The sequence below is a fragment of the Corynebacterium sp. KPL2734 genome (assembly GCF_040225595.1).
Lineage (GTDB): Bacteria > Actinomycetota > Actinomycetes > Mycobacteriales > Mycobacteriaceae > Corynebacterium > Corynebacterium rhinophilum.
On the sequence record NZ_JBEHFO010000008.1, the window covers coordinates 78,432 to 98,852 of the forward strand.

Annotated in this window: 20 protein-coding genes; 14 read left to right on the top strand and 6 right to left on the bottom strand. The window is 58.2% G+C overall.

The window, feature by feature from the left end; genetic code table 11:
- Window positions 1-28: 28 nt before the first annotated feature.
- The 3 genes from ABRP88_RS07025 to ABRP88_RS07035 all read left to right on the top strand — a co-directional run bounded on the left by ABRP88_RS07025 (window position 29) and on the right by ABRP88_RS07035 (window position 4,249).
- On the top strand, window positions 29-1,012 hold the full coding sequence (locus ABRP88_RS07025; RefSeq protein ID WP_349836740.1) for an ABC transporter substrate-binding protein: 984 nt from the start codon (window positions 29-31) through the stop codon (window positions 1,010-1,012).
- A 403-nt stretch (window positions 1,013-1,415) separates the two neighbouring features.
- A complete protein-coding gene (locus ABRP88_RS07030) occupies window positions 1,416-3,215 on the top strand; it encodes a siderophore-interacting protein (RefSeq protein WP_349836741.1) in 1,800 nt (599 codons plus the stop codon).
- A gap of 410 nt (window positions 3,216-3,625) precedes the next feature.
- Window positions 3,626-4,249 carry a kinesin gene (locus ABRP88_RS07035; RefSeq protein ID WP_349836742.1) on the top strand — a complete coding sequence of 208 codons (624 nt, stop codon included), beginning with the start codon at window positions 3,626-3,628 and terminating at the stop codon, window positions 4,247-4,249.
- Between the two features lie 65 nt (window positions 4,250-4,314).
- Here the strand turns inward: ABRP88_RS07035 and ABRP88_RS07040 are convergent, their stop codons facing one another.
- On the bottom strand, window positions 4,315-4,443 hold the full coding sequence (locus ABRP88_RS07040) for a hypothetical protein (RefSeq protein ID WP_255632095.1): 129 nt from the start codon (window positions 4,441-4,443) through the stop codon (window positions 4,315-4,317).
- 433 nt (window positions 4,444-4,876) lie between these two features.
- Between ABRP88_RS07040 and ABRP88_RS07045 the strand changes: the two genes are divergently transcribed.
- Genes ABRP88_RS07045 through ABRP88_RS07060 form a run of 4 tightly spaced genes read left to right on the top strand, consistent with a single transcriptional unit; the run spans window position 4,877 to window position 8,499 of the window.
- On the top strand, window positions 4,877-5,749 hold the full coding sequence (locus tag ABRP88_RS07045) for an ABC transporter substrate-binding protein (RefSeq protein ID WP_349836743.1): 873 nt from the start codon (window positions 4,877-4,879) through the stop codon (window positions 5,747-5,749).
- A 29-nt stretch (window positions 5,750-5,778) separates the two neighbouring features.
- Entirely contained in the window at window positions 5,779-6,711 is a 933-nt protein-coding gene (locus ABRP88_RS07050) for a FecCD family ABC transporter permease (RefSeq protein WP_502879877.1), read from the top strand.
- The gene (locus ABRP88_RS07055) at window positions 6,701-7,684 is read left to right on the top strand and encodes a FecCD family ABC transporter permease (RefSeq protein ID WP_349836744.1); all 984 of its coding nucleotides are present in this window, start codon (window positions 6,701-6,703) and stop codon (window positions 7,682-7,684) included. Before ABRP88_RS07050 ends, ABRP88_RS07055 begins: the two co-directional genes overlap by 11 nt.
- A gap of 2 nt (window positions 7,685-7,686) precedes the next feature.
- Window positions 7,687-8,499, top strand: a complete 813-nt coding sequence (locus ABRP88_RS07060; protein WP_349836746.1) for an ABC transporter ATP-binding protein — start codon at window positions 7,687-7,689, stop codon at window positions 8,497-8,499.
- A gap of 904 nt (window positions 8,500-9,403) precedes the next feature.
- On the opposite strand, the gene ABRP88_RS07065 is transcribed toward ABRP88_RS07060, so the two are convergent.
- Together ABRP88_RS07065 and ABRP88_RS07070 are read right to left on the bottom strand one after the other, a co-directional pair.
- Window positions 9,404-9,700, bottom strand: a complete 297-nt coding sequence (locus ABRP88_RS07065) for a hypothetical protein (RefSeq protein ID WP_349836747.1) — start codon at window positions 9,698-9,700, stop codon at window positions 9,404-9,406.
- Between the two features lie 71 nt (window positions 9,701-9,771).
- On the bottom strand, window positions 9,772-10,212 hold the full coding sequence (locus ABRP88_RS07070) for a DUF1990 family protein (RefSeq protein ID WP_349836749.1): 441 nt from the start codon (window positions 10,210-10,212) through the stop codon (window positions 9,772-9,774).
- A gap of 210 nt (window positions 10,213-10,422) precedes the next feature.
- Here ABRP88_RS07070 and ABRP88_RS07075 point away from each other — a divergent pair, with 210 nt between their 5' ends.
- The 4 genes from ABRP88_RS07075 (at window position 10,423) to ABRP88_RS07090 (ending at window position 14,248) form a co-directional block, all read left to right on the top strand.
- Window positions 10,423-11,514, top strand: coding sequence for a S1 family peptidase (locus ABRP88_RS07075; protein ID WP_349836751.1), 1,092 nt, complete (start codon window positions 10,423-10,425; stop codon window positions 11,512-11,514).
- A 239-nt stretch (window positions 11,515-11,753) separates the two neighbouring features.
- Complete coding sequence (locus tag ABRP88_RS07080) at window positions 11,754-12,050, top strand: FeoA family protein (protein ID WP_349836753.1); 297 nt, start codon at window positions 11,754-11,756, stop codon at window positions 12,048-12,050.
- Between the two features lie 3 nt (window positions 12,051-12,053).
- Complete coding sequence (gene feoB, locus ABRP88_RS07085; RefSeq protein ID WP_349836754.1) at window positions 12,054-13,991, top strand: ferrous iron transport protein B; 1,938 nt, start codon at window positions 12,054-12,056, stop codon at window positions 13,989-13,991.
- The gene (locus tag ABRP88_RS07090; RefSeq protein ID WP_005277598.1) at window positions 13,988-14,248 is read left to right on the top strand and encodes a hypothetical protein; all 261 of its coding nucleotides are present in this window, start codon (window positions 13,988-13,990) and stop codon (window positions 14,246-14,248) included. Before feoB ends, ABRP88_RS07090 begins: the two co-directional genes overlap by 4 nt.
- Here ABRP88_RS07090 and hisN read toward each other — a convergent pair.
- Both hisN and ABRP88_RS07100 read right to left on the bottom strand, forming a co-directional pair.
- Complete coding sequence (gene hisN / locus ABRP88_RS07095; protein WP_349836756.1) at window positions 14,245-15,027, bottom strand: histidinol-phosphatase; 783 nt, start codon at window positions 15,025-15,027, stop codon at window positions 14,245-14,247. The genes ABRP88_RS07090 and hisN overlap by 4 nt on opposite strands.
- The gene (locus tag ABRP88_RS07100) at window positions 15,020-15,856 is read right to left on the bottom strand and encodes an inositol monophosphatase family protein (protein WP_284849907.1); all 837 of its coding nucleotides are present in this window, start codon (window positions 15,854-15,856) and stop codon (window positions 15,020-15,022) included. Before ABRP88_RS07100 ends, hisN begins: the two co-directional genes overlap by 8 nt.
- A 60-nt stretch (window positions 15,857-15,916) precedes the next feature.
- On the opposite strand from ABRP88_RS07100, the gene prfB reads away from it, so the two are divergent.
- Window positions 15,917-17,020 (top strand): peptide chain release factor 2, encoded by a 1,104-nt coding sequence (gene prfB / locus ABRP88_RS07105; RefSeq protein WP_005277601.1) that lies wholly within the window; start codon window positions 15,917-15,919, stop codon window positions 17,018-17,020.
- A 21-nt stretch (window positions 17,021-17,041) separates the two neighbouring features.
- Here the strand turns inward: prfB and ABRP88_RS07110 are convergent, their stop codons facing one another.
- Window positions 17,042-18,664: an AbgT family transporter gene (locus ABRP88_RS07110; protein WP_349836757.1), complete on the bottom strand. Its 1,623-nt coding sequence runs from the start codon at window positions 18,662-18,664 to the stop codon at window positions 17,042-17,044.
- A 120-nt stretch (window positions 18,665-18,784) separates the two neighbouring features.
- On the opposite strand from ABRP88_RS07110, the gene ftsE reads away from it, so the two are divergent.
- The gene (gene ftsE / locus ABRP88_RS07115; RefSeq protein ID WP_023028469.1) at window positions 18,785-19,483 is read left to right on the top strand and encodes a cell division ATP-binding protein FtsE; all 699 of its coding nucleotides are present in this window, start codon (window positions 18,785-18,787) and stop codon (window positions 19,481-19,483) included.
- A complete protein-coding gene (gene ftsX, locus ABRP88_RS07120) occupies window positions 19,480-20,382 on the top strand; it encodes a permease-like cell division protein FtsX (RefSeq protein ID WP_349836759.1) in 903 nt (300 codons plus the stop codon). Before ftsE ends, ftsX begins: the two co-directional genes overlap by 4 nt.
- The last annotated feature ends 39 nt before the right edge of the window (window positions 20,383-20,421 follow it).

Here is a 20,421-nt window from a genome sequence, read left to right on the forward strand (position 1 = left end):
CTTCAGGAAACCGACTTAAGGAAAAGGGATGGCAGTAAAGAGGAGAGTACAGTCAGTTATCGCAGCCGCTATCTGTGCTGGATTGGTTTTGTCAGGATGCTCGTCGAACGATTCAACCGATGAAGCAGCAACAACCTCCGAGGTTGCAGAAGACGTGACCATTGAGCACGCACGGGGAACGGATACGTATCCGGTCAACCCGCAGAACGTGGTTGCCGTGGGGCCGGCTGTTGATAACCTGCTGGAACTTGGAGTTAAACCAGCAGCCGTCGTGCAGAATGCAAAAGATAAGAACTCACCCTGGCGCGAGGGGAAGCTCGATGGTGTCAAGGTGATCGATCAGGCAGACTTCAAGACTTTGCCCCAGGAACAAATTGCGGCAATCGAACCCGACTTTATCGTTGGGGATTACTGGACAATATCTGAGGATAATTACAAAGAATTGTCTGCAATCGCACCGACTCTCGGCGGCATCTCCGATAAGGGCGAGGGGATTGGCTGGGAGGCACAGTTAGAAGCTTTGGGTAAGATCTTTAATAAGGAATCCGAAGCGAAGAAAGCCATCGATGAGGATCAGAAGCGTTTCGCTGACGTGAAGGAAAAATTGCCGAACCTCGCGGGTAAAATCGGCATTGTTTCTCAATTCGCCCAGGGATCCTTTGGTGCCGTTGCAGACCCTGAGGATCCGGGTGCATCCTTCATCTACGATTTGGGCATGAAGTTCCCGGATAAGCTGACTGACGGTACGGTTCCAGTTGATAAAGGCCGCGTCACGCTTTCTCCGGAAAACGTATCCTACCTGGCCGCTGATTTTATGGTTATTTATAACCGCACCGGCTCAATCGAAGAAGTTGAAAATACTCCGGGATACAAAGATTTGCCGCAGGTGAATTCCGGTGCGACTCTCGCTGGTGACGAGGCGGTCGTCGCTGGACTCAACAACCCGACGAGCCTGAGCCGAGCTTGGGTGCTGGACAAGACAATGCCGACGCTGGAAAAAGTTGGAAAGTAGTCAAGGTCCGCACGGCTCCGATACTTGCTAGATAGGGCCCGCTCCTTTGCAGCAGGTTGTCATGAACGCCTTCCGATTTATCGGAAGGCGTTCTCTTCAATGGACTGCATCAAAGGTAGTGGTGCGTCCGTTCTTGCCTTTCCGGCACGGAAAACCAGCGTCAGGCTTTCCGCATCTTCGCTCACCGGCGCAGCACGATGACTGCACTAAAAGGTGTGTAGGTGGGCCGGAAAATGCTTAGGGCTGGGAAAGGCGTGCACAGTATCGGCAAAACTTAATAAGAAAATAGGCCATCGAACAAAGTGAATTAAAAGCCATCTAGACCGAGAGGGGAATGGTCTCAAATATGCCAAGGAACAGTCGGAGCAGGGAAATCTATCCGATTTCTTACCGGGAATTATATGTGGAAAACATCGAAGATATATCGCCAGCCATGCGGCGTATTACGCTTAGCGGGGAACAGCTCCAGGAGCACGAACGCGATGGTATTTCCGTCCCTTCATTGTTAAGCCATGGTTTTGATGACGACGTTCGGCTCATCTTCCCAGATCCGGAAACTGGAGAGCGGCCGCACCCAATCGCCCAAAACGATGGCAACCTCCTGTGGCCAGAAGCCGTTAAAAATCTATTCCGCACATACACGGTTCGCTACTTTGACGCTGTAAACGGGCGATTAGCAATTGATTTTGCGCGCCATGGTGAGGGCTTGGCCGAAAACTGGTCACAGAGTGTCCGCATCGGTGACCCCATTTTTGTGGCAGGCCCGAAGTCGTGTGCACAGTTACCCACGCACACCGATTGGCTTTTCTTGGCAGGAGACGAGACTGCGCTCCCAGCCATCGGCCGCTGCCTGGAATCGCTCCCGTCTGGGCATGATGCGATTGCGGTGGTAGAGGTTCCGACAAGCGCTGATATTCAAGACTTAGATATTCCGGATTCAGTACAGATCCACTGGGCGATACGTGACCAGGGCGAGGGCTTCGTAGAAAAGTCTAGTGCGCTCTTTGAAGAGAGCGCTGATTCACAATTGCCTAGTGGCGAAGCATACGTGTGGGCGGCGGGGGAGGCCTCCCGGCTGAAAACACTGCGACGTTTGTTCAAGGTTTCCGGAATTGCCCCTGAGCATCAGGAGATTACAGGATACTGGCGGCGCACTAGCCGGAAAGACGGCAAAGAAAGCGCAACGAGCAGTAGCAATAGTGTCTTGCACAATATCCACGATTTGGCTGAGCTGAATTCAGCCTTTGCGCTCCGCACTGCCGTACGTTTAGGCCTATTCCAAGAGATCGATGCGGGTGCCAATACTGTTCCTGCCCTCGCTGCTGCAAAAGATCTTCACGAGGAGGCGTTGCGGAGGTTTATCCGTTACCTGGCGGCTCTTGAACTTGTCGAAGTTAGCGAAACCACCCTCGCCTTGACCGCAATGGGAACGGAACTGGCGGACCCAGATTCAAATGTGGTGCGTTGGCTAAGCGGGCCCGCGCATCTTGAGGCGATGGCGCTGATGCGCCTTGAACACAGTCTTCGTACCGGTGAGTCGGCACCGCAAGGCGAAAGGGGTTTGCCATGGTCAGAATATGTGAGCCGTGACCCACAACTCGCCGCCGAGCGCTTTGAGCAAAAGAATGTGAGCGCTGGGTGGACTGCTCCATCCGCTGCACAGGCGCTGCAGCAGCACTTGGATGACACCGCTCGTGTTCTCATCATTGGCCAGGGAGGTGCAGTATATGCGGATGAAATTCTCCGGCGATGTGAGCAGGCCCAGAGCCGGATTATTACCGATGCGCCCTCGGAAACAGTACTAGGGGAAATCGCAGGAGCTTCTCGTGAACGATGTGAAACGAGTGGCGACGGAAGCGGCTTCAACCCCACCGAGGCGGACTATGCGTGGGCAACTGATGTAATTTTCATTGATCCCTGGAGCGTCTTTGGTGGCAATGAGGTGGCTGCCCAATTAGGTCGGGCAACTCACGGGGATGCGTTCCGTCGGGCCTATATCCTTTCTGAGGTTCTCGAGGAAACCGGCGGCGATGAGCATTCCTATGAAGAGGACATGGTGAGGCTTTCGATGTTCGGCACCAAGGTGCCGACTCAGGACGATGTCAGCGCTGCTACCGCTGATAGCGGCACTTTAATTTCTTCAGCCACGGCTGTTGGCTGGGGCAAACACCTTTTCGTCCTGGAAGCAGAAGCGAATTCCTAAAGAAGAACCTCGGTAGGCCAAAATCCCCAAGCTTAACCTTTCATTTGCGGACCACGGTCCCGCGCGGGAGCCGGGTGGCTGTGGTTGCCATAAGCGTGGTGGACACGGTGAAGTAAGCGAATGTTGTTCAGCCGACTCCGTGGGTGAGAGCCTTTTCGACCGCGACGTTGTGTTGGCGCGGCGGCGGAATGCCCAAAACAACCGCGTTTGTCCACTTTTCGGCTCGATTTTTGGCGAAACGCGGTTGTTTTGAACAACCCGAGGCTCAGCCGTATCTCTCACTGAAGGGAGGGACACCGAAATCACAAAAGAGCCTTCCGGTTTTCCAATTCCGGTTCCCCGTGCACGCACCTTAACTTTCTGGAACGCTAGGATAGGAGAAAATAGATCTAGTTAAGGAGTACAAAGCAATGGCTAAAGAAACTGCACGCGCCCTTGGCCACGAAGTAGACGTGGACCGCGAGAAGTTTACCTACCTGGCATCCACTGATGCCGAGGGCAACAAGATTGAATCCGGCAAGGCTGCGGCAGCGGGAGCTGGCGCCGCAGGAGTTGCAGCTGCTGGAACTGCTGCTACCGGTGCCGCCGTAACGGCGAACACAGATGAGCAGAATGATGCCGCGACCCAGAGCGATTACGAGCCGAAGAACCACGTCGTCGCGGGTGCGGATGAGGAACACGTCGGCGCTGCGGCGGAGCAGCCTGATCTGCAAGAACAGTTGGACGAGGATAACGCGGACTATGAGCCCTTACAGCATGTGGTGGGCGAGGCCGAGCAAGAGCACATCGGCACCGCGCCGGAGCAGCCGGAAGAGGATGTAGCAGATGATGAGCGCGATGACTTTGATGACCTGAAGAATAAGGTCACCGAGGCCGGCAACGTCGTTGAAGAGGCCATCAACCGCGCCAAGGACTTCGTGGAAGACAAGGCCCAGGAGTACCAGGAAGGATCTGGTAAGAAGGGCGGTTTCTTTGACCGCGTGAAAGACGTTGTGCGCGAGGCTCGCGATAACCTCGATGAGAAGCGCAAGTAATTAACTACGCGTAGGCCGCTGCTTTTCCCGTAGGGGGAGAGGCAGCGGCCTTTTGTGCTGTCGTGCTAGTCCAGCGCGTGCAGGTAGAACCGGCGGATGAGCAGGCGACGGGGGATATCGACAAGCGGGCGCAAGAAGGGCAGGAAGGGCTCGGAGGCGGCATCGATAAGCAGCAGCGTCCGCCCATCGCGCAACCGTATCGGCCCGATTGGGGTTCCTTAAACCCTTCCTGTTGTGGCGGATCTGAATGCTATCAAGGGTGACGAGTTCTACATTGGAGGGGAAAATTGGGCCGCAAATACGTGATTAGCCGTCAGGAATTGGAAGCTGCGGTAGATCAGAGCGTTGTAGGGATTTACGTCCCTGCTGAGTAGTGCTGGTTTTGGTCTAGGTAGTGACGTCCGATGACAGTGGTAGCAATGCATATATGAATGCTTTTCGCGTGCCTCCATCAAACGATGAACTTTTCCGGCGCCGAGGGGTTGAAGAAACAAGGGGATGCGTACGTGCACCACGCCACTGCCACTTCGGTGTCTCATGGCGCTCATAACGTGGCTATATCGTCGGTATTGGCGAGACAAGTAATCAATCCTAGACAGCAAACCCTTATTAACTTAAGGTAAAGCTATGCTAAAATATTTCACGAAAGTGCGTGTAGTTCTTGCGTTCGTATCCGTCTTAGCTGTAGGGGCAGGACTTGTAGCGTGTTCTTCTGATTCTTCTTCTACGGAAGAGAACGGAGATAAGAAGATCGAGCGAGTTGTAGCGCTCGATTGGCGCTACGAGGAAATTCTCAAGGCTCTCGATGTGGCCCCAGTGGGAATCGTGGAAATCGGTAAGTCGGATGCGCCGACCACCTTGAAGGGTCAGCTGGAGCAGGCCACCTCAGTCGGCCAAGCCAAGCAACCGAACTTAGAGGTTATCCAGTCCTTGGAGCCAGATCTTATTCTGGCTAGCCCTACCCGTCAGGGAAATATTATGCCACAGCTAGAAGAGATTGCGGATACCGAATCCTACTCAGATGAGACTTACTCGGACGTGCTGAACTCGATGGACGAGATCGCGTCCAAGCTTGGCAAAGAGGAAAAGGCTAAAGAGGTCCGTCTGCGCATCGAGGACAAGATCGCTCAGACTAAGGACAAGGTAAAGCCAGGCAGCCGTGCTGTTGTGGCCGGTTGGTCCAGCGAGCTGCTCTATACTTGGGTCAATCCTTCCTTCCCCCAGTCCCTGCTGAGTGAGGTGGGCTATGACTATGCCTTTGAAGGTGAGAAGTCATCCATCGAATCTAAGACCGATGTAGCGGAGCTGACTGGCGATAAGCTCCCCGGTATGAAGGCTGACCGGGTCTTTATGTACAAGGACGTCGATGCGTTTAAGAAGACACCCTATGCCAAAGGGAGCGGTGACATCGTAGAAGTAGACCAAGATATCTGGTCACGCGCCCGCGGGCCGCTTTCTGCCGAGCACATGCTCGATGACATTATTGCAGCTGAAAAGTAGTGGCACTACGAACTAAAACCGGTTCCTGCTTGGTCCTTGCCACCGCTGCCGCCGTGTTCGTGTGGTGGTGGCGGCTTCGCCATGTTCAGGTGCCAGTTGATGCCCCGTGGCTGGAAGAAGAGCTACATAGCGTGGCTTTTGACCGCCTCCTTGCTACCACGGTGGTTGGTATCGCGTTAGGCGTGGGTGGGCTATTGCTGCGCACGGCCACCGCGAACCCGCTTGCCGATCCGTCCATTACTGGTGTGAACTCCGGTGCGGCACTCGGTGCAGTCGCAACCGCAATGTTTATAGGAAGCGAAACCTCGAGCGTCGATCAGCTGCCCGGTGCGCTGTTGGGAGCAGGGATTGCTGTGGGGGTGACTGTGGGCGTCGGTAAGAGCGGTGCGATCCAGCGCATGGTGCTCGTTGGCGTTGCTGTTTCCACGCTGTGTAGCGCTTTGACCTCCATTTTCCTAGTGATCGATGAGGCTCAACTGGCGACGGTGATGTCATGGCTTTCTGGGCGGCTTGCCGGAGTGCGCCTGGTTGATATTACCCCCGTGCTGGTTTCCGTGCTGGTCGTGGTGCCCTTGACCTTAGTCAGCGCGAAAAGATTGGACTTACTCGTAGCTGGTGATGCCGTGGCCGGTGCTGTAGGCGCGAAGCCGGAGCGAATTCGGTTGGCTGCCATTGTGGCGGCGGTAGTGCTCATTGCTCCGGCGGTGGCCGCGACTGGGCCGATTGGGTTCTTGGGGTTAATGGCCGCAGCAGTTGCGTGGCGCGTATGTGGTCCGCATCACCGCACGGGGCTGTGCGTGGCTGGAATTGTTGGAGGGGCGGTGCTCCTAGTAGCCGATTTGATTGGCCAGGCAATCTGGGCGCCGGCCGAGACCCCAGTGGGCATCGTGACTTCTTTGGCTGGCATGCCATTAGTGTTGTGGTCCGTCCATGCGCTGGGGAGGAGGAAGCATGCGGCATAAGAGATTTGTTGGGGTGCTAGTAGTACTTATCCTGGCGTTGGCGTTGAGCGCAATCATCGGCATGGGCGTCGGTGCGGTGATGAAACCGCCGGGCGAGGTGATCACCGCCTTCGTTACCGGAGAGCCGCTCATCTGGAAGTACCGCGCCCCGCGGATCTTGGTGGGTATATGCGCAGGCGTCGCCATGGCCGTGTCCGGCTGCCTATTGCAATCTGCGCTGCGCAACCCCTTGGCTGCACCAGATACGGTGGGTATTACCTCCGGCGGTGGACTCGCGGCCGTTGCGGTACTCATGGGAGCAGGTGCCCTGCCGGCCCACTTGTTGACTTTTATTGTCTTTATCGGCGCGTTGGCGGGAACTGCGCTGGTTCTCCTCCTCGCTGGACGTGGGGCGAGTGATCCGGTACGCCTGCCGCTTACCGGGGTAGCGGTATCTTTTGGGCTGGGCGCAATCACCGAACTGTTGCTGGTGCGTGCCGCCCCAGAAGCGGGCGCGGCCATGACATGGCTGAAAGGTTCGCTTTACGCCCGCTCGCTTGGCGATGCCATTATTGTCGCCCCCTTTATCCTTTTCGCCCTAACCGTTGCGATGGTGGTGGCAAAACACCTGGATATGCTGGCGCTGGATGATTCCACCATGGCCGGTATCGGTGTTAGGACTCGGACGTGGCGCCTCGTAGCCATCGCCTTGGCCGTCATCCTCGGCGCCGCAGGGGTCGCCGCGGCCGGGGTCTTGGGGTTCGCTGGGCTTATCGTCCCACATGCTGCCCGTTTGGTGGTCGGTACGAATCTGCGCCGGCAAATACCCGTGGCGGCGCTCGGCGGCGCGGTCCTTGTCACCGCATGCGATTCGGTAGGCCGGTGGGCCTTTGCGCCCACGGAAATTCCCGTCGGTGCGCTCATCGCGTTGATTGGCGCACCTTACTTCATTTTCTTATTGACTCGGCTCACCCGAGTGCGAAACGGAGGCTAGACATGACACTGACGTGTAGCGCATTAACCGTGGGCTACGGTGGTCCAGATGTGGTCAAGAATGTAAATCTCCACTTAGCCAGCGGTCAAGTAACTGCCCTTATCGGGCCAAATGGCTGCGGTAAGTCGACGCTTCTCAAGACCTTGGGCCGCCAACTTACACCTAGCTCAGGCGCAGCCTACCTCTCAGGAAAAGATATCAGCGAGTATTCCTCGCGCGCTTTTGCCCGGGAGGTTTCTTTCCTGCCACAACACCCCGTGGCCCCGGAAGGTGTAGTAGTGCGCGACGTCATCGGCTACGGCCGCTATCCCTATACGGGGGCGCTAGCAACGATGCGGGCCGGAGATCATGAAGCGGTAGAGCGTGCAGCCAGACGTGCTGGGGTGAGCGAGCTTCTTGATACCCCCGCCGCAGACCTTTCGGGCGGCCAGCGCCAGCGCGTTTTCCTCGCTATGACGTTGGCACAAGAAACACCAATTACCTTGCTTGATGAGCCAACTACTTACCTCGACCCCGCGCACCAATTGTCCATCTTGGACCTCATCCGAGATCTTAACCGTGCCGAGACTACGGTGGTCATGGTGGTCCACGATATGGTCCATGCCGCGCGCTACGCCGATCGAATCGTAGCCATGCGTGAGGGGCGCATTGTGGCCGAAGGGCCCACCGAGGAAGTTATGACCGCTGAACTCGTACGCGAAACCTTCCATGTTGAGTGCCTAGAGATGACTGATCCATCTACCGGTCGACGCTTCCCTATACCCATTTCCGTTCATGCTCCTGAACTTTTTGGACCCCCAGAAGGAAGAAGATAAATCTCTTTAAAGGAACACGTAGTAATGGAAAACGATCTAGGCCACGAGGTCGACTCGAACCGCACACTTAACTTTTGACAACTCCGTATCTTCAACTGCTAGGTCGGACAAGCTTCCGAGCCGCCTGCAGCTGTGAGCGCACCTGCAACGGGTGCCGTAGGAGATGCCTTCCAACGCGCTAAGGGACTGACACACTCTTTAGTTAAGGGGCGCTCCGAAGAAGATCGCGATTGCAGACTTTATCTATTCCGGTGCAAGAACGGCCATTGGGCACGGGTGCGTAAAGCTAGAGGATGCAACCAATTAATTGGTTTTGTGTCCCTGCATACCTAGTTCGCTGAAATGTCTAAAAGCAACCGCGTTTGTCCATTTTCGGGCCTGATTTTTGAAGAAACGCGGTCGCTTTGGAAAATTTTGCAGCGATTAGTTGTCCAAGCTGGCCTTCCAACGTGGTTTTCTGTCGCCGACCAAAGCAGCAACGATGGGCAGGAGGACCCTAGGGGTATTTCTGCGCGCTCGTTTGCCAAGGAATGCCCTTTTGCCCCAGCATTCGGCTGTGCCGGAGGGTGCCGACGGTGTTCATGGCCGACTAGGGCAGGATTCACGCCGTGCGTTACGTTGACCGCATTGAGAGAATGAGGGATGGCACCATTGTGGCCAAGGGCCCGATCGACGAAGCTATGACCAGCCGGGGCTGGTGTGAACCATTCCAAGTAGATTGTTTGGAAATGGTGAAGCCGGATTGTGGCTGGGTATTTCCCATTCCGGCTCCCGTGCACGCACCTTAACTTTCTGGAACGCCAGGATAGGAGAGAATAGATCTAATTAAGGAGTACACAACAATGGCTAAAAATACTGCCCGCCCGTTAGGGTACGAAGTAGATGTGGATCGCGATGAGTTCACTTACCTTGCCCCCACTGTTGCGAACGGCAATGAGATTAAAGCAGGCTCTGCAGCTGCTACTGCTGTCGGAGCCGGTGCCGCGGCGGAGCAGCCCAGGATGCCGATGGCGATTTCGATGACTTCAAGGACAAGGTCACCGAGGCTGGCAATGTCGTTGAAGAGGCTATCAACCGCGCGAAGGACTTTGTAGAAGACAAGGCCCAGGAGTACCAGGAAGGTTCCGGTAAGAAGGGCGGTTTCTTTGACCGCGTGAAAGACGTTGTGCGCGAGGCTCGCGATAACCTCGATGAGAAGCATAAGTAGTTAACTACGCGTAGGCCGCTGCTTTTCCGGTAGGGGGAGGGGCAGCGGCCTTTTGTGCTGTCGTGCTAGTCCAGCGCGTGCAGGTAGAACCGGCGGATGAGGAGGTGGCGGGGGATATCGACAAGCGGGCGCAAGAAGGGGAGGAAGGGCTCGGAGGTGGCATCGATAAGCAGCAGCGTCCGCCCATCGCGCAGGCGCTCTAGGGTAAAGGTTTCCTCGCCGCGCTCGAGGTGTCCGGGCAAGGTGCCGTAGGTAAAGCCGCAGCGGCCATCGTCGGCGAAGGTCTCGACCACGCGGCAGCGGAAATCAAACGGGCCAAGGCCCATGGTGACCTCGGCGCCTTCTTGTACGACTGGGTGGGTGGGGCTCACGCGGAATAGGCCGCTGCGCTGGATGCCCCAGCGAAAGAGCCGGTGGGCTGCGGTATCGAAATCGGCGTCGATGACCCTGCTCATGTGCAGCTGCGGAAATCCGGCGGTATCGGAATAAGAAAACGGCTCTGGCATCTTAAGTCTCAGCGCTAATCTGTGGGGACCTCATGGGGTGAAGAATAGGGCATCGAAAAGTTTTTGGGTACGGATTAATAGTGTGATCACCCCCGAAACCTGAAAGAACGGTAACGGCTTGGAAACAGTCACAGGACTGAGCTGCTTTCACACGAGATTCATGTCAGGATTTAGCTAGCACGATCTTGACAACTGAAAGAAGGTACTTTGATGCTTCGCATTCCGCACCTAAAGAAAGTCCTGGTGGGCTCGGCTTTCGCTGGTGCGTTTTTCTTGGGCTCCCCGGCAGCAGGCGCCCAAGAGTTGCCCCAACCGGATATTGACTCGGCAGGGTTAATCAACCACGTGCGCGAAGGTCTCGCGGACTTTGGCATTGAGACCCCAGAGGTGGATAAGCAGGTCACCGATACCGTAGATTCCGCGGTGCAGAACGCGCACGATACGGTGGCGAATAAGGTCCAGCAGGGGGCTCAGTATGCGGAGCCGGCCACGAACCCGAATCCCTTCGGGCTGCTGGAACAAGCTACCCAGGTAGAGCAAAAGCCCCTCGGCAATAACCCCAACTACCAGTGGAAAAATGATGGTTTTTCCAAGGTAGCTGCGGGCAAGCCCGATGCGGACTTTGTTTTGCACCGCGTGCCGGGCTCCTTGTTCGATGCCCCGCGCATCCCTGAGGAAGCCGATGCGGCCATGAACCAAGGCAAATCCCTCTACGGTCCTGGCACCCCCATCTACGTCAATGGTGAGACCATGTGCACCTTGAGCGTTGCCGGCAATGACGCCGCCGGGCGCAAGGTGGGCCTGACCGCAGGGCACTGCGGCAACGAGGGCGATGCCATTACCTCGGCCGATTCTGATCACATTGGCCCGACGGGCACCATCGTGTCCAAGAACGCTGCGCTGGATTACTCGGTGATCGAATTCGGCTCCAACGCTGAGGTCACCCGCACCTACAACGGGGTTACCGTCAACTCCCTGGGCGGGACCGTCAACCCCGGTGAGACCGTGTGCAAGCAGGGCGTTGCCACCGGCAAGACCTGCGGCATGACCTACCAGCAGGCGCAAAGCGTCCAGGTCAACCAGGTCTGCGCCATGATGGGCGATTCCGGCGCGCCGCTGCTTGCCGGTGACCGCCTCATTGGTTCTATCTCCGGCGGCTTCCTCCCGGTGAACTTCCCGTGCCGCACCCCGCTGCAGGGCCCAGTTCATAACCCCACCGCCGCTACCAACATGGATACCGTCCTGGCGGATATGAACCGCCGCGGTGGCGTTGGCGCAGGCTTCACCTTGCCTGAGGCTTAAGTGCGAAGAAGATAGCGCCCCGTTTGGCTTTGAGAGCCGCACGGGGCGCTTTTTCATGTGCTATTTCTATAGCTATATAACGCGCATCCGCCCCGCCAAAGTGGGGGAAAGCCCAGGCTATCCTTGTTCGCAGCCAGCGGCCTAAACTAAACTGAGACTTACCTATTACCCACTTAGGGTTAGTCAATATCTGCTGTGGATAACGCTTTCACCGCGAAGTTTGAACCGAGGTTACCCCCATGCACAAACCTTTTTCCTCATCCCATCCCACCCCACCAGAATCTGGGTCCATGCGCGCGGATCAGGCACCCACCGATGCCGTGGTAGAACTGTCCGCTGAGTGCCTGCACAACGCGATAGAGACCCAACCAGCACTGGCCGTACGGCTGCGCGAGCTGGGCTTTCGCCCAGGCACCCGCGTGCAGATTGGCCGCACCGTCGCCGGCGGTGCGCGCGTAGTCACCGTGGGCACGGCCCGCTACGCGGTGGATGCGCACACGCTGCGCCAACTCGAAGTCATTCCGGTGGAGGCATAAGCCATGGCACATAACTCCACGGCCCCAGCAAGCTGCCACAGTACCTCTAGTATGCGGATAGCGGCGGAAGGCACGCCGGTGCTCGCGCTGGTGGGCGCGCCCAACTCCGGAAAATCCACCCTCTTTAACGCATTGACCGGTGCGAAGGTCCAGACCGGCAACTGGCCGGGCACCTCCGTCGAGGTTAGCCGCGGGCTCTGGAATGCGCAGCCAGAGGCTTTCGACATCATCGACCTGCCCGGCGCCTATTCCCTGGACCCCATGAGCCCGGACGAGGCCTTTACCAAGCAGATGCTCATTGACTGCCCAGCGGACGAGCGCCCCGATGTCGTCGTGGTCCTCGTGGACGCAACGGCCCCGGCCCGCGGGCTCAACCTGGCGCTGCAAATCGCCGCCGAGCCGTACCGCGTCATCCTCGGCGTGACCAAGGAAGATATGGCCGAGCAGCAGGGCATTAGCATCGATACTGATGCGCTCTCCCGCGCTACCGGCATGCCAGTGGTCAGCGTTAATGGACGGCGCCGGCGCAACCTCGACGGGTTGGAAACCACCGTGGCGCAGGCCATGCGCGCCGAGCCAACCATCATCCGCCAGGATTCCGGCCTGGACCAGCGCTTTGCGGATCTCGATGCCGCCGAAAAAGCCGCGGTCCACCGCGTAGAGGTAGGTGAGACCCTCACCCAACGCGTCGACCGCGTGGTGCTGCACCCGGTGGTGGGCCCACTGCTCTTCCTCGCGGTGATGTGGGCGGTCTTCTTCATCACCACCACGGTGGCAGGGCCCATGCAGGACGGGCTCGAGGACCTTATTACCGGTCCGGTCTCGGACGCGGCCCGCGCCGGGCTGGAAGCCATTGGCCTCGACCATTGGCTGATTACGGGCCTGCTTGTCGATGGCCTCATTGGCGGCGTCGGCATGGTCCTGACCTTCGCCCCGCTGCTGGCGCTGATGTTTCTGTGCCTGGCCGTGCTGGAGGATTCCGGCTACATGGCCCGCGCGGCGGTGGTCACCGATAGGGTGATGCGCTCGATTGGCCTGCCCGGCAAGGCCTTTATCCCCATCGTGGTGGGCTATGGCTGCAACGTGCCAGCGATTTCGGCCACGCGCGTGCTTGGCGATGTCCGCCACCGCATCCTTACCTGCCTGCTCATCCCGTTTACTTCGTGCTCGGCGCGGCTCATCGTCTTTATGATGCTGGCGCAGGTCTTCTTCCCCGATCACGCCGGATCGGCCGTCTTTGGCATGTACGTCTTATCCATCGCCTTGGTGGTTGCCGTGGGCCTGACGCTGCGGAAAACGGTCTGGCGCGCCATGCCGTCCGAGGCGCTCGTAATTGACCTTCCTTCGTATCAGCTGCCCACGCTCAAACTATCGGTCTCGGTTATGTGGGTGCGCTTGAAGGGATTTCTTCACACCGCAGGCGGCATCATCGTGGCCACGGTGGTGGTCATTTGGCTGCTCATGTCCATCCCAGTTACCGGTGGGCATTCCTTTGACGAGGAAGCCGTCCCGCCGGAGGACTCGGCGTATGGCGCGGTTTCAAAGGCGATATCCCCGGCCTTCGCGCCGGCAGGCTTCGATTCATGGTCCCTGACCGGCCCGCTGGTTACCGGCTTCGTGGCGAAGGAAACGCTGATTTCCACCTGGGCGCAGACCTACGCCGTCGATGACGTCACGGATGCGGATCCTGAGGAACAAGCCGAGTCTTCGCTGGCCGATCACATCCGCAGCGACTTCGACGCCGCCTCCGGTGGGCACGGGCTGGCCGCGGTGTGGGCGTATATGGTCTTCCTCTTGGCCTATACGCCGTGCGTAGCCACGGTGGCCGCGCAGCGGCGCGAAATTGGCTGGAAGTGGACGCTCATCGGCTTTGTGCTGCAGCTCGTCACGGCATGGGTTTTGGCCGTTGGCGTCTTCCAAGTGCTGAGGTTATTCCTATGAGCCCTACAGACAAGGTAAAAGAAGCGATCCGCGGCGGTCACTCCACGCCCGCGGATATCGCCCGGGCAACGGGATTAGGGCAGGGGACCGTGGAGGTCATCCTCGCCCACTTGGAACACAGCGCGCAGCTCGTGCGCGAATCGCTGTCCTCGTGCCCCACGGGCGGCTGCGGAAGCTGCTCGCACAGTGATGGCTGCTCTGGCGCCGAAGGCGGGCGCCGTGAACCGGTGTTATTGAAGCTTTCGGCCCACCCTTAATCCTGCAGCATCTCCAATGCGGCCTTGTGCAGGCGGCCATTGGAGGCAATGGCCGATCCGCCGTGCGGCCCAGGATTGCCGGAAAGATCGGTAAACGTGCCGCCGGCTTCGGTAACCAGCAGGGAAGGGGCGGCGAGATCCCAGAGGGAGACCTCCGGCTCGGTGGCGATATCGACGGCGCCTTCTGCCACGAGGCAGTAGGACCAGAAATCGCCGTAGCCGCGCAGGCGCCACGTCTTATCCGTGAGGTTGAGGAATTTATCGCGCAACCCTCGCTCGGACCAGCCGGTCAACGAGCTCATGGCTAGGGAAGCGTCCCCAAGTTTTTCGATCTGGGAGACGTGTAGGCGCTTTGGCTCGCCGCCAAAGACACGGTAGGCACCGGCGCCCTTAGCCGCATACCAGCGCCGGCGCAGGGCAGGGGCGGAGACCACGGAGACGACCGGTTCGCCGTCCTCAAGCAGGGAAATAAGCGTGGCCCATACCGGCACGCCGCGCACGAAGTTCTTGGTACCATCGATGGGATCGATAACCCACTGGCGGCCTTCGTAGCAGGCCTGGCCGCCGAATTCTTCGCCCAAAACCTCATCACGCGGGCGGGAACGCTTCAGCGAATCGCGGATGTGCTTCTCGCAGTTCAGATCCGCATCCGAAACCGGGGTCAGGTCCGGCTTTTCCTTCACGGAAAGGTCGGTGGCTTCGAAACGGTGCATCGTGACCACATCGGCGTGACCGGCTAACTCGAGCGCGAGACCTAAGTCTTCTTTGAATTTACCCACGGAGCCATTCCTCCATTTGTTGAACTACTTGTTTATTTCCGGCCAAGCACCACTCGACGCCACCGGCTTCTATCTTGCGGGCCGCACCACCGGCGGCCTCAATGAGAGCCTTGCCGGGGAACCAATCCCAATCTGCTACCGAGTGCTGCATCCAAGCGCCCCACGTACCTTCTGCCACGGAGGCCAAGTCCACCGAACCGGCACCAAGCATACGGACTGTAGCAAAGTTTTCGGTTACCCGCTGCCATGCAGCACGAATTTCTGGATCCGCGAGCGACGTGGGGTGCAGGTAGGACGAGAGTGAGATCTCTTCCGCGGGCTTATCTGCCAGCTTGGCGACGTCCTTGCCATCCAGCGAGGTGGGGTAATCGCGCCCGCCAAACCAGGTATAGCCCATGGCGGGGCGGTGGACGGCACCGAGGGCGACCCCGGAGGCATCGGTAAGCGCGAGCGCTGAGCACCAATAATCGGAGCCAGAGGTGAAATTATAGGTGCCATCGACCGGATCGATGACCCAATTGCGCCCGGACTGGGACTCGCGGGCGGTGCCTTCCTCGCCCACGAGACCGTCCTCGGGGCGCACGGCCTCTAGCACGCCAGCGACGAAGCGCTCGGCGGCGCGGTCCGCATCCGTGACCACATCAGAAATAGAGGTTTTCTGCTCAACCGAGACGCCCATCTCGCGCAAGCGCCAAGCCAAGCGTCCAGCGTTATACACAAGCGCCTGCGCCAAATGGGCATCCCCATCGTCTGCATGCGCGACAATAAACGTTTTGATGACCGCATCGATCATCTCCTGCAAGCTTGGCTTTTGATCCATGCACACCATTGTCGCCCTAAATCCAACCAATGGCTAATTCTGTGGGGGAGGTGGGTAAGATTGGGGCCTATGCGTCCCGAAGTAATTACACGGCTCAAGCAATTGGACACCACCCTGACCACCATTGAAAAGGTCATGGATCCGGAAGCCTTGGCTGCGCGCATTCGGGAATTGGAAGCCCAAGCTGGGGATCCCTCGCTGTGGGATGACCCCGAGCACGCACAGAAGGTCACCTCTGAGCTGTCTTCAGCGCAAGCAAAGGTCCGCAAACTGGAATCCTTGCGCGGACGCTTAGATGATATGCCGGTGATGTACGAGCTTGCGGAGGAAGAAGGTACCGTCTCCGTTGCCGATGAAGACCTTGCTGAGCTGGAAAGCGCCATCGAATCCCTCGAGGTAACAACCATGCTCTCCGGCGAATATGACCCGCGCGAGGCCGTGATCAATATCCGGTCGGGTGCTGGCGGGGTAGACGCGGCCGATTGGGCGGAGATGCTCATGCGCATGTACACCCGCTGGGCGGGAAAGCACGACCACAAAGTGGATATTTACGATATTTCCTATGCCGAGGAAGCAGGCATTAAATCCGCCACCTTCGTGGTGCACGGGGAATACATGTACGGCCAGCTTTCCGTGGAACAGGGCGCCCATCGCCTCGTGCGCCTTTCGCCCTTTGATAACCAGGGCCGGCGCCAAACCTCCTTTGCAGAGGTTGAGGTCCTTCCCGTAGTGGAGCAAACGGACCACATTGATGTGCCAGATAACGAGGTGCGCGTGGATGTGTACCGTTCCTCTGGCCCCGGTGGACAGTCAGTCAACACCACCGATTCCGCGGTGCGCCTGACCCATATCCCCACCGGCATCGTGGTCACCTGCCAGAACGAGAAGTCACAGATCCAAAATAAGGCCTCTGCCATGCGGGTTTTGCAGGCGAAGCTCTTGGAACGCAAGCGCCAAGAAGAGCGGGCGGAGCTCGATGCGCTCGGCGCCGGCGGAAATGCGTCTTGGGGCAACCAGATGCGCTCTTATGTTTTGCACCCGTACCAAATGGTCAAAGACCTACGCACCAATTTTGAAATGGGCGATCCCTCCAAGGTGCTCGATGGGGACATCGACGGCTTCTTGGAAGCCGGCATCCGGTGGCGCATGCAACAAGAGCGCGGCGAGGATTAACCTCAACCGCGCTCTGCAGGCTTAAGCCGGGTAGTGCATCGGGGCGCCCGGCCCGAGTGGGATACCCAGCAGGTACCACACGATAAAGAAGATAAACCACCCAACGATCATGGCGATGGAATACGGCAGCGCCAGCGACATCAACGTGCCAACGCCCGCCGGCTTGTAGTAGCGCTGCAGGAAGGTCAGTGCGAGGGCGAAGTACGGCGACATCGGGGTGATGATATTTGTCGGCGAGTCACCGATACGGAAGAGCATCTGGGAGACCTCAGGCGAGATGCCCACATACATCATCATCGGGACGATCACCGGCGCCATCAGTGCCCACTGCGCGGAACCTGAGGTAATGAACAGGTTGAGAACTGCCACCATGGCCACGAGTGCGGCGAACATCAAGATGGGCGGCAGCGACCATGCCTGCAGCAGCTCAGAACCCTTAATCGCTGTCCAGACGCCGAGGTTGGACCACTGGAACCACGCCAAGAACTGGGCGACGGCGAAAAAGAGCACCAGCATGGGAACCAAGGTCTTAATGCCTTTAGCCATGAAATCTGGCACGTCGGAGGCAGACTTCAGCGTACCGGCGTAGATGCCGTAGACGATGCCGCAGACCAAGAACGCCAGGGCAATGGGAACCGCAATCGCGCTAATCAGCGGCGATTCCATAAAGCTATCTTCTTGGCTAGCGAGCGGGGAGCCCGGGATGAAGAGCAGGGCGAAGAATCCCGCGAGGAAGATAAGTAGCGCGATACCAGAGGCGGCCAAGCCCTTTTGCTCCTCCGGCTTTACCCGCAGCTCGTCTTCTTCTTCCTCGAAATCAACGTCGCTTTCTTCCTCGTCCGCCTCGTTATCAGCGGCGCCGGCGGCCTGGGAGAAGGAGACTTCCTCGTAATTGATCTTGTCGTGGTTGACCAGGTCGCGGGCCTTTTTCACCATGAACCATTCCGTGACGGCGGTGATGATAAGAGACAGCACGATGGCGGATGGGATGACAAAGAAGATATTGGCCAGCGGGCTGACCTCATAAGCCTCATCCACAAACTGCGCGGCAGGAGTGGAGATACCAGCCAGCAGGAGGTCAGTAATGTTCAGGATGAGCGAGGCGTTGAAGCCTGCCGAGGACGCCGCAAAGGCCACCATGGCACCCACGATGGGGGAGCGACCCACCGAGTGGAAGGCCATCGCGCCCAGCGGGATGAGGATGACATAAATGGCATCGGAGGCCACGGAACCGGTCACGCCGGCCAGCGCAACGATGAAGGTAAGGAACTTTGGGCTGACCTTGGTCACCATGGCGCGCACGAGCGCGGACAAGAGCCCAGACTGCTCGGCTACGGCCACACCCAGCATCACGGCAAGGATGACGCCCAATGGTGGGAAGCTCGTGAAATTTTCCACCGCATCCGTGACCATGCGCGAGATATTTTCGGTGGTCAGGAGGGATTCAACCTCGATGGTATCGCCGGATTTGGGATCCTCGGCGCTCATGCCAATCAGATGGCCAATCCAAGAGGTAATGGCGACGATTATCGCGAGGATGACGAAGAGCCAGAAAGGATCGGGGAGTTTATTGCCGATCTTTTCTACGGTGCCTAAAAAGCCGCTAGCTTTCTCCGGTTTTTCTTTGGTTTTAGTCTCGGCCATAGTATCGGCACTTTCTGTCGATCGGGTCGGGCATCATTGCGCACCAGATTTTGTGTTCTAGAATACACTACTAAATAGCGTTCACAGGTTGCTGTCAACTTTGGTTGCTACAGTGGCGGGGTGATTACTTTCAATAACGTGACTAAGGTGTATTCCGCCCAGTCCCGCCCCGCGCTCGATGGGGTGTCTTTTGAGATTGCGGACGGTGAGTTTGCCTTCCTCATCGGCCCTTCAGGGTCCGGAAAGTCCACCTTTCTAGAGCTCATGGTGCGCTATAGCAATGTGACCTCAGGCGATATTTACTTCGGCGATTTTCACGTCAACGAGCTAAGCGGCAAGGATATCAACGCCCTGCGCCAATCCATTGGTTACGTATTCCAGGATTTTCGGCTGCTGCCCAAGCTGAACGTGTACCAGAATGTGGCGTTTGCCCTGGAGGTCATCGGCAAGAGCAAGCACCGCATCTCCACCGCGGTACCGCAGGTACTGGAGATGGTGGGCCTAGAAAACCGTCATCACGCGATGCCACACGAGCTTTCCGGCGGTGAGCAGCAGCGCGTGGCCATCGCACGCGCCTTGGTTAATCGCCCGAAGCTGCTGCTTGCCGATGAACCCACGGGCAACCTCGATCCCGCCACCGCCGACGGGATCATGGACTTGCTGCTGCGCATCAACAAACGTGGCACCACCGTCGTGATGTCTACGCACAATTCCCGCGCCGTGGATAAGGCGAAGAGGCGCGTGCTGGAATTGCGCGATGGCACGCTCGTTCGCGATGAACACAACGCCGCCTATTCGGCGCAGGAGGAGCAGGCATGAAGCTAGGATTCATCTTCCGCGAGGCCAGCAAGGGCTTGGGTCGCAACCTGACGATGACCATCGCGATGATCATTACCACGGCCATTTCTGTCGGCGCCGTGGTTGCCGGCATTATGGTCACCAACCTCACCAAGGATACGAAGGAAATCTACTTGGACCGAGTGGAGGTTATGGTGCAGCTCAACGAGGATATTTCCGCCACGGATCCAAACTGCACCACTCCTGCCTGCGCGGATTTAAAGGAACAGCTGGAATCCGATAGTTCTGTAGAGTCCGTGGAATTTCGCAACCGGGAGGCCTCCTACGAGCGCTTCCGCGAGCTATTCCAGGACACCGACCCGGTGATGGTGGAACAAACCTCGCCGGATGCGCTTCCCGCAGCGTTGCACGTGCGCCTCGTTGACCCGGAGGAAGCCTCCGCCATCGATGCCGTGCGGGATAACCCGGCGGTAGAAGAGGTCGTGGATCAGCAAGAGGAGGTGCGTGAAGCGGCAAGCAACCTCGATTCCATCCGCGCCGCCACCTTCATCGTGGCCATCGTGATGTCCATTGCAGCTATCTTCTTGGTGGCCAATATGGTGCAAATCGCCGCCTTCCACCGCACCCGTGAGACCGAAATCATGCGCATGGTGGGCGCCTCGCGCTGGATGACGCAGGCGCCATTCGTGGTAGAAGCCGTGCTCGCCTCCCTTATCGGTGTGGTCCTTGGCGGCGCTGGGCTGCTCCTGGCGAAATCCCAAGTGATCGATCCTGCGCTACAGGGCCTGTATGAATCGCAGTTGCTGGCACCGATGAAGTCCAGCGATCTGTGGATTGCACTGCCGCTGGTGGGGCTGCTCGCTTTGGCGGTTACCGCTGCCACCGCGCAGATTACCCTGCGTTCTTATGTCCGCCGCTAAGCCGTTTGCCGGGTGTGGTAAACGAGCAGTACACTGAGG

Excerpts from the sequence above, each read along its gene's own strand:
- ABRP88_RS07025 (WP_349836740.1), top strand. The coding sequence starts at position 29 with ATGGCAGTAAAGAGGAGAGTACAGTCAGTTATCGCAGCCGCTATCTGT.
- ABRP88_RS07035 (WP_349836742.1), top strand. The coding sequence starts at position 3,626 with ATGGCTAAAGAAACTGCACGCGCCCTTGGCCACGAAGTAGACGTGGAC.
- ABRP88_RS07045 (WP_349836743.1), top strand. The coding sequence starts at position 4,877 with ATGCTAAAATATTTCACGAAAGTGCGTGTAGTTCTTGCGTTCGTATCC.
- ABRP88_RS07055 (WP_349836744.1), top strand. The coding sequence starts at position 6,701 with ATGCGGCATAAGAGATTTGTTGGGGTGCTAGTAGTACTTATCCTGGCG.
- ABRP88_RS07060 (WP_349836746.1), top strand. The coding sequence starts at position 7,687 with ATGACACTGACGTGTAGCGCATTAACCGTGGGCTACGGTGGTCCAGAT.
- ABRP88_RS07065 (WP_349836747.1), bottom strand. The coding sequence starts at position 9,700 with ATGCTTCTCATCGAGGTTATCGCGAGCCTCGCGCACAACGTCTTTCAC.
- ABRP88_RS07070 (WP_349836749.1), bottom strand. The coding sequence starts at position 10,212 with ATGCCAGAGCCGTTTTCTTATTCCGATACCGCCGGATTTCCGCAGCTG.
- ABRP88_RS07075 (WP_349836751.1), top strand. The coding sequence starts at position 10,423 with ATGCTTCGCATTCCGCACCTAAAGAAAGTCCTGGTGGGCTCGGCTTTC.
- ABRP88_RS07080 (WP_349836753.1), top strand. The coding sequence starts at position 11,754 with ATGCACAAACCTTTTTCCTCATCCCATCCCACCCCACCAGAATCTGGG.
- feoB (WP_349836754.1), top strand. The coding sequence starts at position 12,054 with ATGGCACATAACTCCACGGCCCCAGCAAGCTGCCACAGTACCTCTAGT.
- ABRP88_RS07090 (WP_005277598.1), top strand. The coding sequence starts at position 13,988 with ATGAGCCCTACAGACAAGGTAAAAGAAGCGATCCGCGGCGGTCACTCC.
- ABRP88_RS07100 (WP_284849907.1), bottom strand. The coding sequence starts at position 15,856 with ATGGTGTGCATGGATCAAAAGCCAAGCTTGCAGGAGATGATCGATGCG.
- prfB (WP_005277601.1), top strand. The coding sequence starts at position 15,917 with ATGCGTCCCGAAGTAATTACACGGCTCAAGCAATTGGACACCACCCTG.
- ABRP88_RS07110 (WP_349836757.1), bottom strand. The coding sequence starts at position 18,664 with ATGGCCGAGACTAAAACCAAAGAAAAACCGGAGAAAGCTAGCGGCTTT.
- ftsX (WP_349836759.1), top strand. The coding sequence starts at position 19,480 with ATGAAGCTAGGATTCATCTTCCGCGAGGCCAGCAAGGGCTTGGGTCGC.